The 15,556-nt window shown below is 71.9% G+C and carries 12 protein-coding genes; all 12 read left to right on the top strand.

What is annotated here, in order from left to right; genetic code table 11:
• The first annotated feature begins 510 nt into the window (after window positions 1–510).
• The 12 genes from mraZ (at window position 511) to JOD95_RS16845 (ending at window position 15,499) form a co-directional block, all read left to right on the top strand.
• The gene (mraZ, locus tag JOD95_RS03630) at window positions 511–942 is read left to right on the top strand and encodes a division/cell wall cluster transcriptional repressor MraZ (protein ID WP_058729729.1); all 432 of its coding nucleotides are present in this window, start codon (window positions 511–513) and stop codon (window positions 940–942) included.
• A gap of 108 nt (window positions 943–1,050) precedes the next feature.
• Window positions 1,051–2,007 (top strand): 16S rRNA (cytosine(1402)-N(4))-methyltransferase RsmH, encoded by a 957-nt coding sequence (gene rsmH, locus JOD95_RS03625; RefSeq protein WP_066653737.1) that lies wholly within the window; start codon window positions 1,051–1,053, stop codon window positions 2,005–2,007.
• Between the two features lies 1 nt (window position 2,008).
• Entirely contained in the window at window positions 2,009–2,755 is a 747-nt protein-coding gene (locus JOD95_RS03620) for a hypothetical protein (RefSeq protein WP_209683087.1), read from the top strand.
• Between the two features lie 49 nt (window positions 2,756–2,804).
• A complete protein-coding gene (locus JOD95_RS03615; protein WP_066653741.1) occupies window positions 2,805–4,574 on the top strand; it encodes a penicillin-binding protein 2 in 1,770 nt (589 codons plus the stop codon).
• Window positions 4,575–4,588: 14 nt separating this feature from the next.
• Window positions 4,589–6,214 carry a Mur ligase family protein gene (locus tag JOD95_RS03610; RefSeq protein ID WP_066658047.1) on the top strand — a complete coding sequence of 542 codons (1,626 nt, stop codon included), beginning with the start codon at window positions 4,589–4,591 and terminating at the stop codon, window positions 6,212–6,214.
• Complete coding sequence (gene murF / locus JOD95_RS03605) at window positions 6,211–7,707, top strand: UDP-N-acetylmuramoyl-tripeptide--D-alanyl-D-alanine ligase (protein ID WP_066653743.1); 1,497 nt, start codon at window positions 6,211–6,213, stop codon at window positions 7,705–7,707. The genes JOD95_RS03610 and murF overlap by 4 nt, the downstream gene beginning before the upstream one ends.
• A complete protein-coding gene (mraY, locus tag JOD95_RS03600; protein WP_066653744.1) occupies window positions 7,704–8,807 on the top strand; it encodes a phospho-N-acetylmuramoyl-pentapeptide-transferase in 1,104 nt (367 codons plus the stop codon). Before murF ends, mraY begins: the two co-directional genes overlap by 4 nt.
• Window positions 8,797–10,326 carry a UDP-N-acetylmuramoyl-L-alanine--D-glutamate ligase gene (gene murD, locus JOD95_RS03595; RefSeq protein ID WP_209683085.1) on the top strand — a complete coding sequence of 510 codons (1,530 nt, stop codon included), beginning with the start codon at window positions 8,797–8,799 and terminating at the stop codon, window positions 10,324–10,326. Before mraY ends, murD begins: the two co-directional genes overlap by 11 nt.
• A complete protein-coding gene (ftsW, locus tag JOD95_RS03590) occupies window positions 10,295–11,599 on the top strand; it encodes a putative lipid II flippase FtsW (protein WP_209683083.1) in 1,305 nt (434 codons plus the stop codon). Before murD ends, ftsW begins: the two co-directional genes overlap by 32 nt.
• The gene (locus JOD95_RS03585) at window positions 11,596–12,696 is read left to right on the top strand and encodes a UDP-N-acetylglucosamine--N-acetylmuramyl-(pentapeptide) pyrophosphoryl-undecaprenol N-acetylglucosamine transferase (protein WP_209683081.1); all 1,101 of its coding nucleotides are present in this window, start codon (window positions 11,596–11,598) and stop codon (window positions 12,694–12,696) included. The genes ftsW and JOD95_RS03585 overlap by 4 nt, the downstream gene beginning before the upstream one ends.
• On the top strand, window positions 12,693–14,120 hold the full coding sequence (gene murC / locus JOD95_RS03580; protein ID WP_209683079.1) for a UDP-N-acetylmuramate--L-alanine ligase: 1,428 nt from the start codon (window positions 12,693–12,695) through the stop codon (window positions 14,118–14,120). The genes JOD95_RS03585 and murC overlap by 4 nt, the downstream gene beginning before the upstream one ends.
• Entirely contained in the window at window positions 14,117–15,499 is a 1,383-nt protein-coding gene (locus tag JOD95_RS16845) for an FtsQ-type POTRA domain-containing protein (RefSeq protein ID WP_209683076.1), read from the top strand. The genes murC and JOD95_RS16845 overlap by 4 nt, the downstream gene beginning before the upstream one ends.
• Window positions 15,500–15,556 lie beyond the last annotated feature (57 nt).

Below are 15,556 nucleotides of genomic sequence, written 5' to 3'. Positions count from 1 at the left end.
GGTAGCGGGTGGAACCGGGCGTACCGGGTCGAACGGAACCATCAGGTACGCCCGGTTCCGCCTGCCATCGCGGGTGTGATGGGAAGGAACGGGCGCGACGGCGCGACGGGCGCGACGGCGCGACGGCGCGACGCGCGCGACGGCGCGACGGCGCGACGGCGCGAGGGGCGCGAGGGGCGCGACGTGCGCCACGGGCGCGATGGGGCGATGGGCGTGAGCACGCATCGGACGGGAGGCGCGGGGCGGTCGTGCGCCGAGCCTCCCGTCCGGCGCGCCCTCGGCTGCTCCCGAGCCTGCGAATGTCCTCCACTTCCCTCCACCCCCTCCACTCCGCTCCACGTCCGCGTGCTTCCGGGGAAGTGACTCGCAGAGAGGCGAGCTACGAGCTCCGGTTACCACTCCAGATCGGGGGATCGGGGCAGATTCGGGAGCGCCGACCGTTCCGCGGGGAGCGAAGTGGAGTAAAGTGGGGATCACGACGGTCCGGTGGAGCGGAGGGGAGGCCCCGACGTGCTGCTCGGTACCCATGCCCCGAAGCTGGACGAGAAGGGTCGCGTGATCCTCCCCGCCAAGTTCCGGGACGAACTGTCCGGCGGACTCGTGATGACCCGTGGGCAGGAGCGCTGCGTCGTCGTCTTCAGTGCGGACACGTTCGAGCAACTGCACGAACGGATCCGGACGGCTCCGATGACGTCGAAGCGCACCCGGGACTACATGCGCCTGTTCCTCTCCGGAGCGAGCGCGGAGACCCCGGACAAGCAGAACCGCGTGACGATCCCGCAGAACCTCCGTGAGTACGCGGGGCTCGAACGGGACCTCACGGTCATCGGCAGCGGTGACCGTGCCGAGATCTGGTCGACCCCCGCGTGGGAGGCCTACTACGCCGAGGTCGAAGAGGGCTTCGCCGACAACGACGAGGAGGTGATCCCGGGGATCTTCTGATCCGCGGATCGGGACTCCCAGCCGTGGTGCCCTGACACACCTTCCCCGGTGTCAGGTCGCATGGATGGGGATCCGGGTGCGTGGCCCAGACGGTCACAGGGGCTGCACATGGCCGAAGACCAGCCGAAGTTCCCGCACACGCCGGTGATGCTCCAGCGCATCGTCGACCTGTTCGTCCCGGCCCTCGACGGCCCGGGCAAGGTCGTCGTCGACGCGACCCTCGGCATGGGCGGCCACTCCGAGGCGCTGCTCGAACGGTTCCCGGAGCTCACGCTCATCGGGCTCGACCGGGACACCGACGCCCTCGGCATCGCGGGGGAGCGGCTCGCTCGCTTCGGCGACCGCGTGCGCCTCGTCCACACCGTGTACGACGGGATCGTCGACGCGGTCGAGGGCGAGGGCTTCCGTCAGGTCGACGGCGTGCTGTTCGACCTCGGCGTCAGCTCGCTGCAGCTCGACCGTGCCGAGCGCGGGTTCGCCTACAGCCAGGACGCCCCGCTCGACATGCGGATGGACCGGACCGAGGGGCAGACCGCCGCCGACGTCCTCGCGACCTACGACGAGGGCGAGCTGCGCCGGATCTTCCAGCGGTACGGCGAGGAGAAGCTCGCCGGCCGGTACGCCCGCGCGATCGTCGAGCGTCGCACCGAGCGCCCGTTCGAGATGTCGGGTGACCTCGTCCAGGTGCTGCACGACGCGACACCCGTGGCCGTGCAGCGGCAGGGGCACCCGGCCAAGCGCGTGTTCCAGGCGCTCCGCATCGAGGTCAACGCCGAGCTCGCCGTGCTCGAGCGGGCGATCCCCGCCGCGCTCGACGTGATCGCGGTCGGTGGTCGGATCGTCGTCGAGTCGTACCAGTCGCTCGAGGACCGCCTCGTGAAGCGGGCACTGGTCGAGCGCACGACCTCGAGCGCCCCGGCAGGACTACCCGTCGAGCTGCCGGAGCACGCTCCCACCTACTCCCTCGTCGTCAAGGGCGCGGAACTGGCCGACGAGGCCGAACGCGCCGCCAACCCCCGAGCCATCCCCGTGCGCCTGCGCGCGGCCGAGCGGATCCGGAAGTGACATGAGCACGAACCTCGCACTCGTCGACCCCGTCGGCGCACCGACCCGTGCCCCGCACCCACCGCGCCGGGAGCGACCCGAGCTCGTCGAGGTCGCGCCGTCCAGGGCGCAGCGCCGAGCACGGCCGAAGATCGCCTACGCGGTGGTCGGCGTCGTGTCGCTCGGTGTGCTGCTCCTCGCGCAGCTCGGCATCAGCATGGTGCTGAGCCAGGGGGCGTACACGCTGGACTCGCTCGGCGCCGAGCAGACGGGGCTCTCCCGGACGCAGCAGTCGCTCTCCGAGGAGCTCCGGGTGCTCGACTCGCCGCAGAACCTGGCGCGCAACGCGAAGGCGCTGGGGATGATCGCGAACTCCACCCCGGTGTACCTCGACCCGAAGACCGGCCACGTGTACGGCACGCCGACCCCGGCGGCCCCCGACGAGGCGACCGCGAGCGGCGACAACCAGGTGCCGAACGCGCTCCTCGACCCGGTCCCGCTCGCCGCCGGCCCGGACGCGTCCGCCGGCGGGGCGAGCACGACCGACGGTGCCGCCGGCACCGGTGCGACCCCGGCCGACGGCACCACGAGCACGACCGGCGGCAGCACGGACACCAGCGCGGGCGGGACGTCGGCGACCGGTGCCCAGCAGGCTGCTGCGACGGCCGACACTGAGAAGAGCGCAGGCACCAGCGAGTCGGGACGGACCGGCTCGACCACCGACGTAGAGTCCGACGCGAACCCGCTCCAGGCACCCACCACCCGGTGACCTGCGGGCGGGATCAGACTGCCGCACCACCCGGGAAGGACCGCACCGCGTGACGAAGACGATCCGCAACCCTCGACTGCGCTACAGCGTGGTCATCATCGCCGTGATCGCCCTCGTGGCGGTCTTCGTGATCCGACTGGTCGACATCCAGGTGGTGCAGGCAGCGGCGCTGAACGAGGCGTCGAAGGCGAAGCGGAGCATCCCGGTCACCATCTACGGCAACCGCGGTGCGATCGTCGACCGCAACGGCACCGAACTCGCGGAGAGCGTCAACCGCTACAACATCGTCACCTCGCCACGACTCGTCGCGGGCTTCGACGGCAAGCTCGGCGGCGAGCGCACGAAGAAGGTCTCGGTGGACGACGCCCTGCAGGCGTTGGCGAAGGCGTCCGGCGGTGACGTGCAGGCGATGCAGAAGGCGATCGCGGCCGACCCGAAGTCGGACTTCGCCTACCTGGTCAAGGGGCTCGACGTGAAGCACTACGAGGCGGTCGTCGCCCTCGGCATCCCGTGGGTCTACAAGGAGCAGCAGTCCGCCCGCGTCTACCCGATGGGTGCCACCGGCGGTGCGCTGACCGGGTTCATGGGCACCGACGGCGCCCAGGCCGGCCTCGAGTACTCGTACGACCAGTGCCTCGCGGGCAAGAACGGCTCGGAGACGTACGAGCGCGGCGAGGACGGCGTGCAGCTCCCCGGGAGCACCCGGACGACGGAGCAGGCCAAGGACGGCGGCACGCTCGAGACCACCATCGACAGTGACCTGCAGTACATGGCGCAGCAGACGATCGCGTCGGCGGCGCAGTCGCTGCAGGCGGAGTCCGCGACCGCGACCGTCGTCGACGTCAAGACCGGTGAGCTCCTCGCCGTCGCCGACTGGCCCACCGTGGACCCGAACGACGTCGACGCGACCACGGACAAGGGTGCGTACGGCTCGCGTGCGCTGACCTCGACCTACGAGCCCGGTTCGACCATCAAGGCGGCGATCGCGGCCGCGCTCATCGACCAGGGCAAGTCGAGCCCGACCGACCGAGCGGTGGTGCCGTACTCGCGGTCCTTCCCGTGGGGCGGCAAGATCCAGGACTCCGAGCTCCACCCGACCGAGAACCTGACGCTGACCGGCATCCTGCAGAACTCCTCGAACGTCGGCATCACCGAGCTCGGCGAGCGGCTGTCGACCCAGCAGCGGTACGACTACATGAAGAAGTTCGGCCTGTTCGAGCCCGAGTCGGCGATCCAGTACCCCGGCCAGCCGGGCATGCAGTACGGCGCGAGCCCGGACTGGGACCAGCAGACGAACATCAACTCGATGTTCGGGCAGGGCATCTCGACGACCGCCGTCCAGGTCGCGAGCGTGTTCCAGACCCTCGCCAACCAGGGTGTCCGGATCCCGCTCCACATGGTGAAGGGCTGCAAGACCTCGGACGGAAAGATGATCGACGCGCCCGACGTGGAGGGCACGCGCGTCGTGTCCGCTGCGGCAGCCGACCAGACCGTCAAGATGCTGCAGAGCGTGGTCACGGGCGGCACGCTCGTCGGGATGAAGCCGATCTCCGGCTACAACATCGCGGCGAAGACCGGTACCGCCGAGGTCGCCGAGGGCGGGAAGGGCTACGGCGGCCAGCGCATCACCTCGGTGGCCGGAATGGCACCCGCCGAGGACCCCCAGTATGTTGTCACGGTGACGTTCACGAAGCCGCAGACCAACAAGTGGTCCAGCGGAGCGGCTCCGGCGTTCCGCACTCTCATGTCCCAGGTGCTCGAGAAGTACCGAGTAGCCCCCTCCACGGCCGAGGCGCAGCTGTACCCGTCCACGTGGTGAGGAAGAAGGAGCACTTGTCCGCACGGATCCCCCCGGTCCTCCGACCGGAACACCCGACCCCGAGGAGCGTCGCCGAACTCGCGAACGCGTTCGGCATGCGCGTGGTCGGCTCCGTCGACGCCGTCGAGACGACGGGCGTCACGCTGAGCGCTGCCGAGGTGCAGCCGGGTGACCTGTTCGTCGGCGTGCACGGCGCGAACCGACACGGCGCCCAGTTCGCGACCGAGGCCGCCGAGCGCGGTGCCGTCGCGGTGCTGACCGACGCCGACGGCGTCGCACTCGCCGAGCCCTCCGGCCTGCCGGTGCTGGTGGTCGAGGACCCGCGCGCCGCGCTCGGCGACGTCTCGGCGTGGGTCTACCGCACCCACCCGGACGAGGCCACCGACCTGCCGCAGCTCTTCGCGACGACGGGCACGAACGGCAAGACCAGCACGTCGTACATCCTCGAGGGCATCCTCAAGCAGCTCGGCCTGGTCACCGGCCTCAGCTCGACCGCGGAGCGCCACATCGGCTCGCTCAGCGTGACGAGCCGCCTGACCACCCCCGAGGCGAGCGAGATGCACGCGCTCCTGGCCCGCATGCGCGAGTCCGAGGTCCGCGCCGTCGCCGTCGAGGTCAGCGCCCAGGCCCTGAGCCGCCATCGCGTCGACGGCATCGTGTTCGACGTCGCCGGGTTCACGAACCTGTCCCACGACCACCTCGACGACTACGCCGACATGGAGGAGTACTACCAGGCGAAGCTCCCGCTGTTCCAGCCCGAGCACGCCCGTCGCGGCGTCGTCTCGCTGGACACCGACTGGGGCCACCGCGTGGTGCAGGACTCCCGCATCCCCGTCACGACGATCACGGTGCACCCCGAGGTCGAGGCCGAGTGGCACGTCGACATCGTCGAGGCGCACGCCGCCTACACCGAGTTCCGCCTCACCGGGCCCGAGGGGCGTGAGCTCACGACCCGTGTGCCGCTCATCGGCTGGCACATGGCGGCCAACGCGGCGCTCGCGATCGTGATGCTCGTCGAGGGCGGGTTCGAGCTCGGCGCCATCGCGCACGCCCTCGGCTCGAACCACCGGCACTACGCGGACGAGACCGACGAGCAGCCGGTCAGCGCCATCGAGTGCTACCTGCCCGGTCGGACCGAGCGGGTGTCGGGGGACGCCGGCCCGAGCGTCTACGTCGACTTCGGTCACAGCGCCGACGCCTTCGAGAACACGCTGGCGGCCGTCCGGCAGTTCACGCCGGGCAGGGTCCTCATGCTCTTCGGCGCCGACGGCGACCGCGACACGACGAAGCGCGGCGACATGGCGCGCGTCGCCGCCGCGGGGAGCGACATCCTCGTCGTCACGGACCACCACCCTCGCTTCGAGGACGCCGCGTCCATCCGGAAGACCCTGGTCGACGCCGCGCGCGAGGCCTACCCGGACCACGAGACGTACGAGGTCAGCCCGCCGGAGGCGGCGATCCGCACGGCCGTGAGCCTGGTCGGCGACGGGGACTCGATCCTCTGGGCCGGCCCCGGCCACCAGGACTACCGCGACATCGCGGGCGTCCGGACGCCCTACTCGGCGCGTGACGAGGCCCGGCAGGCACTGCGCGAGGCCGGCTGGGAGCCGAACTCCGGCCCGGCGGAGGAGACCCGATGATCGCCCTGACCCTCGCCGAGATCGCCGCCGCGATCGGCGGCGAGCTCGTCAGCGGTGCCCCGGAGCAGGTCGTCGACGGCAGCGTCGAGACCGACTCGCGCCTCGTCGACACCGGCAGCGTGTTCTTCGCGCTGCTCGGGGAGGAGACCGACGGCCACCGCTTCGTGCCGAACGCGGTCGAGGCCGGTGCGGCCCTGGTCGTGACCGAGCGCGCCGTCGACCTGCCCGACGGCGCCGGCACCGCGCAGGTCGTCGTGTCCGACGGCTACGCCGCCCTCGCCGCCCTCGCGCACGAGGTCGTGGCGCGGGTCCGCGCCTCGAGCGCCCACCGCGTCGACGAGCAGGGACTGCCGGCGCCGCTGCGCGTCGTCGGGATCACCGGCTCGAACGGCAAGACGAGCACCAAGAACATGCTCCGCACGATCCTCGAGCAGCACGGTGCGACCGTGGCGCCGCAGGGATCGTTCAACAACCACGTCGGCGCCCCCGTCTCGATGCTCCGCATCACCCACGACACGCGGTTCCTCGTCGTGGAGATGGGTGCCAGCGGCCAGGGGCACATCGCCAAGCTCGTCGCGATCGCCGAGCCGGACGTCGGCGTCGTCCTGAAGGTCGGGCTCGCACACGCCGGCGAGTTCGGCGGGATCGAGGCGACCCAGCGCGCGAAGTCGGAGATGGTCACCGACCTGCCCGCCACCGCGACCGCACTGCTCAACGTGGACGACGACCGCGTCGCGTCCATGCGTGCCCTCACCGACGCGACCGTCGTCGGCTTCGGCACGTCCGCCGGCGCGGACTACCGCGTCTCCGGCATCGAGACGGACCGCAGCGGTACGCGCTTCACGCTCACCGCGCCTCCCGTCCCGGCCGAGGCCGCCGCGGACCGTCCTGGAGGCACGTCCCCGGTCCCGCAGACCGTCGACGTCCGCCTCGCCATCCTCGGCGAGCACCACGCGATGAACGCGTCGGCCGCCCTCACCGTCGCCCACCTGTGGGGCGTCCCGCTCGCCGCCGGCGCCGAGGCGCTCGCGTCGATGACGCGGGCCGAGCGCTGGCGCATGGAGCTGCTCCAGGGCGGACCGGAGGGCGTGACCGTCATCAACGACGCCTACAACGCGTCGCCGGACTCGACGGCCGCGGCGCTCCGCACCCTGGCGCAGGTCGTGCGTCCGGGGGAGCGCTCCGTCGCCGTGCTCGGCGAGATGGCGGAGCTCGGGGAGTTCTCGACGGAGGAGCACGACCGCATCGGTCGGCTCGTCGTCCGTCTCGGCATCGGACAGCTCGTGGTCGTCGGACCCGGCGCCGCGCCGATCCACCAGGCCGCCACCCTCGAGGGATCGTGGGACGGCGAGTCCGTGTACATCGAGGACGTCGACGCAGCCGTCCACGCCCTGCAGGAGATGGTCCGCCCCGGCGACGTCGTCCTCGTCAAGTCCTCGAAGTCCGCCGAACTGCGATTCCTCGGCGACCGCCTCGGAGGTGTCACCGAATGATCGCGCTCCTCGTCGCCGGCGCCGTGGCGCTGGTGTTCACACTGCTGCTCACACCGCTCTTCATCAAGCTGTTCCACCGCCTCGGCTGGGGACAGTTCATCCGTGACGACGGCCCGCAGTCACACCACACGAAGCGCGGTACCGCCACCATGGGCGGCATCGTCCTGATCATCGGCGCGGTGCTCGGCTACTTCGTCGGACACCTGGTGGGCCGCGACTCGGTCACGCTGTCCGGACTGCTCGTGCTCTTCCTCATGGTCGGGCTCGGGTTCGTCGGGTTCATCGACGACTTCCTCAAGGTCCGTCGGCAGCGGAGCCTCGGGCTCGGCGGCTGGGCGAAGGTCCTGGGGCAGGTCATCGTCGGCGTCGTGTTCGCGACGATCGCCCTCGTCGTGCCGACCGGCAACGGCAAGCCCCCGGCATCGACGATGATCTCCGCGATCCGCGACGTCCCGTGGTTGGACTTCATGGTCCTCGGAACCGTCATCGGGACGATCCTGTACCTCGCGTGGATCGTGCTGCTGACGGTGTCCACGTCGAACGGCGTGAACGTCGCCGACGGGCTGGACGGCCTCGCCACCGGCTCGAGCATCCTGGCGATCGGGTCGTACGTCATCATCGGCTTCTGGCAGTCGAACCAGATCTGCGGCGGCGTCCGACTCGACGAGAGCACCGCGCACGCCTGCTACAGCACGTCCGACCCGCTCGACCTCGCGGTCGTCGCGGCCGCGGTCTGCGGTGGCCTGATCGGGTTCCTCTGGTACAACACCTCGCCGGCGCAGATCTTCCTCGGCGACACCGGTTCGCTCGGCCTCGGCGGAGCGCTGGCCGGCCTGGCGATCCTCAGCCGCACCGAGCTGCTGCTGATCCTCATCGGTGGCCTGTTCTTCATCGTGACCGGCTCGGTCATCCTGCAGCGCGCCTACTTCAAGATCACCCACGGCAAGCGCATCTTCCGGATGAGCCCGCTGCACCACCACTTCGAGCTGAAGGGGTGGGCCGAGGTGACCGTCGTCGTCCGGTTCTGGATCATCGCGGGGCTCTGCGTCGCGGCCGGTGTCGGGCTCTTCTACCTGGAGTGGATCGCCCGTGTCGGCTGACGCCCGCCTCGAAGGACTCGACAGCTGGTACGCCGAGGGCTGGAAGGGGCTGCGGGTCGCCGTGCTCGGCCTCGGCTCGACCGGCTTCTCCGTCGCCGACACGCTCGTGGAGCTCGGCAGCGACGTGGTCGTCCTCGCGCCGGACGGACCCGCCGACACCGTGGAGCTGCTCGACGTGATCGGCGCCCGGTTCGAGCGCACGTCGCTCGACACCGTGCCGGCCGCCCTCGTGGCCCAGGCCCCGGACGTCGTCGTCGTGTCGCCCGGTCTGCCGCCACACAACGCCACGGTCCGCTGGGCGGTCGAGCACAGCACCGTGTGGGGGGACATCGAGCTCGCCTGGCGCGTGCGCGACAAGGTCGTCCGTGGCCCGATCGCCGCACCGTGGGTGACCATCACGGGGACGAACGGCAAGACCACGACGACGCAGCTGACGACCGCGATGTTCGCGGCCGCCGGGCTCCGCGCGGTCGCCTGCGGGAACATCGGCGTACCGGTGCTCGACGTCGTCCGTGACCCGGAGGGCTTCGACGTGCTGGTCGTCGAGCTCTCGAGCCACCAGCTGCACTACATGCCCACCTCGGGCGACGGTGCCGTCGTGCCGCTCGCGAGCACCTGCCTCAACATCGCGGACGACCACCTCGAGTGGCACGGGTCGGCGGAGGCGTACCGCGCGGCGAAGGCCAAGGTCTACGAGCGCACCGTGTCGGCCTGCGTCTACAACACCTCGGACGAGGCGACCCGTCGCATGGTCGAGGGCGCCGACGTGGTCGAGGGGTGCCGTGCCGTGGGCTTCACGCCCGGGGTCCCCGCGCCGGGCGACGTCGGGATCGTGGACGACGTGCTCTGCGACCGCGCCTTCACCGAAGACCGGCGCAACAGCGCGCTCGAGTTCGCCACCGTGGCGGACCTCGAGCAGGCCGGGCTCGCCAGTCCGCACATGACCATGAACGTCCTCGCCGCGGCCGCCCTCGCGCGTGCTGCCGCCGTCGAGCCCGCGCACATCCGCGCTGCCGTGCAGGGCTTCCGCGCCGACCACCACCGGACCGAGCACGTCGCGACGGCGGACGGCGTCGCCTGGGTCGACGACTCGAAGGCGACCAACCCGCACGCCGCCACGGCATCGCTGGCATCGTTCGAGACCGTCGTCTGGATCGTCGGCGGGCAGTTCAAGGGCGTCGACATCGACGGCCTCGTCGAGCGCTTCGGCCCCACGGCCCGAGCGGTCGTCGTCATCGGGACGGACCGCACACCGGTGCTCGAGGCATTCGCGCGACACGCGCCGACGGTCCCGGTCCTGCAGGTCGAGGCGACGGACACTGATCACGTCATGCCCGAGGCGGTCCGGCATGCCGCATCGGTCGCACGACCGGGCGACACGGTCCTCCTCGCCCCCGCGGCGGCGTCGTTCGACCAGTTCGGTTCGTACGCGGACCGGGGGCGCCGGTTCGCGGCGGCGGTCCACGAACACCTGGGAGGCACAGCCGATGGCGACCACGGATCTCCCGAGCGGCCGTAGCGGCGGCCGCACGACGGGCAGCACCGGACACACGGGAACCGCGTCCGCGGGCGGCGAGCACGCCGGTCCGCAGCGCCGTGCGCGGGGCGCCGTCGTCGCGGTCAAGAACGTCTTCGTCGCCGAGTCGAGCACCTTCTACACGATCCTGGGCGTCACGCTCTTCCTCGTCGTGTTCGGCGTCGTGATGGTGCTGTCGTCGTCGAGCGTCGAGCAGTACGCCGCCACCCACGACTTCTTCGGCGCAGCGTCCAAGCAGGGGCTGTACGCCGTGCTCGGCGTCCCGCTCATGCTCGTCGCGAGCCGCGTCCCCGCGCGTCTCTGGCGGAAGTGGGCGATGCGGATCCTCGCCGCGGCGCTGGTCCTGCAGCTGCTCGTCTACACGCCGCTCGGCATCGAGATCCAGGGCAACCGGAACTGGATCAAGCTCGGCTCGTTCAGCGCCCAGCCGTCCGAGGCCGTCAAGCTCGGCATCGCCCTGGCCGTCGGCGCGATCATCTACGTGAAGCGTGACCGGCTGCGGGAGTGGAAGGAACTGTTCGTGCCGGTCGGCATCGCGACGGTGCTGCCGCTCGGGATGGTGCTGCTCGGCGGTGACCAGGGAACCGCGATGATCATGCTGGTCCTGCTGCTCGGTGCGCTCTTCATCGGGGGCGCGCGGGCGAAGCACCTGCTCGTCATCCTCGGGGCGGTCGCCGTCGTGCTGCCGTTCGTCACGATGGCGTCGGCCTCGCGGCAGTACCGCATCAACGCGTGGCTCTCCGGCTGCACCGACTCGAACCAGTACCAGGACCTCTGCTGGCAGCCCGTGCACGGCATGTGGGCCCTGGCGTCCGGTGGCGTGTTCGGCGTCGGCCTGGGCAACTCGAAGGCGAAGTGGTCGTGGCTGCCCGAGGCGGACAACGACTACATCTTCGCGATCATCGGCGAGGAACTCGGGCTCATCGGCGCCGTGGTCGTGCTGGCGCTGTTCATCGTCCTCGCGGTCAGCATGATCAAGGTCATCCGCCAGTCGGACGACCCGTTCGTCCGGACGGTCACGGGCGCGATCCTCGCCTGGATCATCGGGCAGGCGCTCGTCAACATCGCGGTGGTGCTCGGCCTGCTGCCGGTCCTCGGCGTGCCGCTGCCGCTCATCTCGGCCGGTGGATCGGCCCTCATCATGACCCTCGTGGCGATCGGCGTCGTGCTGTCCTTCGCCCGCGAACTGCCCGGCAAGGGCCGGACCGCGGCACCGCGCGCCGGCTCCGCACCACAGAACGGAGTGCTCCGGTGAGCACCTACCTCTTCGCCGGCGGTGGCACCGCCGGACACGTCAACCCGCTGCTCGCGGTCGCCGACCGGCTGACCGAACAGGACCCGGACGCCCGCGTGCTCGTCCTCGGCACCGCCGAGGGGCTCGAGTCGCGACTCGTGCCGATGCGCGGTTACGAGCTGTTGACGATCCCGCGCCTGCCCTTCCCGCGCCGGCTCGACGCCCGGGCGCTCCGGTTCCCCGGCGGCTTCCTCGGTGCGGTCCGACGCACCGAGCGCTTCATCCGCGAGCACGACGTCGAGGTCGTCCTGGGCGTCGGCGGCTACGCGGCGGCGCCGGCGTACATCGCTGCGAAGCGGACCGGGACGCCGATCGTCGTGCACGAGCAGAACGCCAAGCCCGGGCTCGCGAACCGGCTCGCCGCCCTGCTGACCCGGCACGTGGGCCTGACGTTCTCGAACACCCACCTGCGCCACGGACGCGTGGTCGGGATGCCGCTCCGCAGGGAGGTCGAGACGCTCGACCGCCGTGCCGCGCGGGCCGAGGGCCTGGCCGAGTTCGGCCTCGACGCGGAGCGCCCGGTGCTGCTCGTCACGGGCGGCTCGTCCGGTGCGCGGAGCATCAACACGACGGTGAACCGCTCGGCGACGGCGATCGTCGACGCCGGGTGGCAGGTCCTGCACGTCGTCGGCGGCAAGTCCGACATCGGACCGAGCGACCTCGACGGCTACCACGTCCTGCCGTACTGCGACCGCATGGACCTGGCCTACGCCGCGTCCGACTTCGTCGTGTCCCGCTCGGGCGCCGGCATGGTGTGCGAGCTGACGGCCGTCGGGTTGCCGAGCGTGCTCGTGCCGTACCCGGTCGGCAACGGCGAGCAGCGGCACAACGCGGCGGACGTCGTCGGCGCCGGGGGAGCGGTGCTCGTCGACGACGCGGCGTTCACGGACGAGTGGGTGACGTTCCAGCTGCTGCCGATCCTGCGTGACCGTGCGCGGATCGCCGACATGGCCGTCCGAGCCGGCAGCGTCGGACACCGCGACGGGGCGGACCGGATGACGGCCCTCGTGCGCGAGGCCGCGCAGCGCACCAGCACCAGCACCACGGAGGAACGATGACCATCAAGCCGGACCTGACCCAGCCGATCCCGGACGACCTCGGCACGGTCCACTTCGTCGGCATCGGCGGCTCTGGGATGAGCGGCATCGCGCGGATGTTCCTGGCCGCCGGGCACCGGGTCACGGGCAGCGACTCCCGCGAGACCGCGACGACCGGCACGATGCGCGACCTCGGTGCCGAGGTGCACATCGGCCACGACGCCGCGAACCTCGCCGACGCCGACACCGTGGTGGTCACGAGCGCGCTGTGGCCGGACAACCCCGAGCTCCTCGAGGCGCAGCGTCGCGGGCTCCCGGTGCTGCACCGGTCCCAGGCCCTCGCCGCGCTGATCGCCGAGCACCGCCTCGTCGCGGTCGCGGGCGCGCACGGCAAGACCACCTCGACGGGCATGATCGTGACCGCCATGGTCGAGCTCGGTCTCGACCCGAGCTTCGTCAACGGCGGCGTCATCCAGTCGCTCGGCACGAGTTCGGCCCCCGGCGCCGGCGACCTCTTCGTCGTCGAGGCGGACGAGTCCGACGGGTCGTTCCTGCTCTACGACGTCGCGGTCGCGCTCATCACGAACGTGGACGCCGACCACCTCGACCACTACGGCAGCGAGCAGGCCTTCATCGACGCCTTCGTCGAGTTCGCCGCGAAGGCGAGCGAGCGCATCGTCGTGTCGAGCGACGACGCGGGCGCGAAGCGCGTCACCGAGGGCGTGCGGGCACGCGAGCACGCACCCGAGGTCGTCACCTTCGGCGAGGCCGCCGACGCCGACGTCCGCATCGAGCGCATCGTCGAGGCGGCGAGCGTCGAGGTCGACCTGCGCGCCGGCGGGGAACACCACCACATGACGCTCCGGGTGCCCGGCCGCCACAACGCCGTCAACGCGGTGGGCGCCTTCGCGGTGCTCACCGGGCTGGGTGTCGCGCCCGCCGACGCGATCCGGGGGATCGAGGCGTTCGGCGGCACCGAGCGTCGCTTCGAGCTGCACGGTGTCGAGCGCGGGGTCTCGGTGTACGACGACTACGCGCACCACCCCACGGAGGTCGCGGCCGCGCTCCGCGCTGCACGCAACGTCGTCGGCGACGGTCGGATCATCGCGATCCACCAGCCGCACCTGTACTCGCGCACGCGGCTCATGGCCGGCGACTTCGCCCGCGTCTACGAGGAGCTGGCTGACCACACGGTCGTGCTCGACGTCTACGGCGCCCGCGAGGACCCGGAGCCCGGCGTCACGGGTGCCCTCGTGCAGGAGCGCTTCGTGGACCAGTCCAGGGTCGAGTTCCTGCCGGACTGGGACGACGCCGCTGCCCGCGCGGCCGAGGTCGCCCGCGACGGTGACATCGTCATGACGCTCAGCTGCGGCGACGTCTACCGGATCATCCCGCAGGTGCTCGGCGCGCTGCGGCACGACGGCGACGGGGACCGCGCGCAGTGAAGCGTCCCGAGGGCTTCGACGGGCGTCCGGAGGAACCGGAGGCCCCGGCCGACGGTGCCCGCGCCCCGCGGCAGCGCCGTGGTCCCCTGACGTCGCGTCGACCGGCACGCGGCGCGGCGGCGGACGGCCGGGAGGCGCGACCCACCACCGCCCCGCCGGCCCCCGTCGACGAGCCGGTCGTCCCCACCGCCGCGCCAGGTCCCGACGAGCACCGCGCGACGCCGAGATCCTCGTCGAAGCCGCCGTCTGCGCAGGGTCAGCGCGAGCGTGCGGGCGCCCTCGCCGGCGCCGCCGGCCGCCGCCTCGGTGCCGGCTGGTCGACCGTGGCCGAGCGCCTGCGCGAGTACACCCCGGACGAGGACCACGCGGGCAGGACGTCCGCCGCTGCCCGTGACGGCGGCGCCGCGTCGCGCCCCGGTGCGGACACCGCGCCCCGCGGTGCGGGCGCGACCACGGCCGACCCGACGACGGAGGAGCCCACCCCGGACGACGCGACCGGTGCGGCCACCGTCACCGACGTGATCGACGCGCCCGGTGCTGCCCGCCCGGCGGCCGACGACGAGCACGGGTCCCCGATCGGTGCCGGCGTCCGCGCTGCCGAGACCGCGCGCGAGGCACGGGTGGCGAGACGTCGCCGTCGGCTGCTCGAGCGGGCCGAGGTCCGGCGTTTCACCCGGCGTGCACGACACCGCCGTGCTGCCTGGATCACCGCGGGCACCGTCGTGGTGGTCTTCGGCGCGTCGATCCTGGTCGCCGTCTACTCGCCGCTGATGGCCCTGCGCACGATCGAGGTCCGCGGCACCGAGCGCGTCGACGCGACCGCGCTCCGCCGGGCGCTCTCCGACCAGGTGGGCACCCCGCTGGCCCGCATCGACTTCGGCGAGGTCAAGCGCGACATCGCCGGCTTCCCGCTGATCGAGAGCTACGTCACCGAGGAGGTCCCGCCGCACACCCTCGTCGTGACCGTCACGGAGCGGACACCCGTCGTCGCCGTCCGCTCGGGGGACTCGTTCGACCTGGTCGACCCGGCGGGCATCGTGGTGCAGTCGTCGCCGGACCGTCCGGAGGGCGTGCCGGTCGCCGACGTGCAGCGCGCCGAGCTCGGCTCGCCGGTGTTCCGGACGATGACCGAGGTCGTGCTGTCGCTGCCGTCGACGGTCCGTCGGCAGGTCACGGACGTCCGGGCGACCACCGCCGACGACGTCACGCTCACGCTCGACGACGGGTCGACCGTGGTCTGGGGCAGCCCGGACGCCTCCGACGCGAAGGCGTCGCTGCTCGCGGCCCTCGTCGCGGACCACGCGTCGCGCGATCCCGACACCGAGGTCGAGTTCGACGTCTCGGCACCGGACAACGGCATCGTCCGACCGGCGCAGTGACGAGCGGCGGGTCCGACGACCACCGCCGAGCCGCTCGCGGCGGGAATCTCGGCGACG

This window comes from Curtobacterium sp. 1310 (genome assembly GCF_017834105.1).
GTDB lineage: Bacteria > Actinomycetota > Actinomycetes > Actinomycetales > Microbacteriaceae > Curtobacterium.
Note: the sequence above shows the minus strand (reverse complement) of the source record. Positions and strands in the feature narration are given on the sequence as shown.

Bases quoted from the DNA above. Each gene is read 5' to 3' on its own strand.
- rsmH (WP_066653737.1), top strand. From the start codon at position 1,051: ATGGCCGAAGACCAGCCGAAGTTCCCGCACACGCCGGTGATGCTCCAG.
- JOD95_RS03620 (WP_209683087.1), top strand. From the start codon at position 2,009: ATGAGCACGAACCTCGCACTCGTCGACCCCGTCGGCGCACCGACCCGT.
- murF (WP_066653743.1), top strand. From the start codon at position 6,211: ATGATCGCCCTGACCCTCGCCGAGATCGCCGCCGCGATCGGCGGCGAG.
- mraY (WP_066653744.1), top strand. From the start codon at position 7,704: ATGATCGCGCTCCTCGTCGCCGGCGCCGTGGCGCTGGTGTTCACACTG.
- ftsW (WP_209683083.1), top strand. From the start codon at position 10,295: ATGGCGACCACGGATCTCCCGAGCGGCCGTAGCGGCGGCCGCACGACG.
- murC (WP_209683079.1), top strand. From the start codon at position 12,693: ATGACCATCAAGCCGGACCTGACCCAGCCGATCCCGGACGACCTCGGC.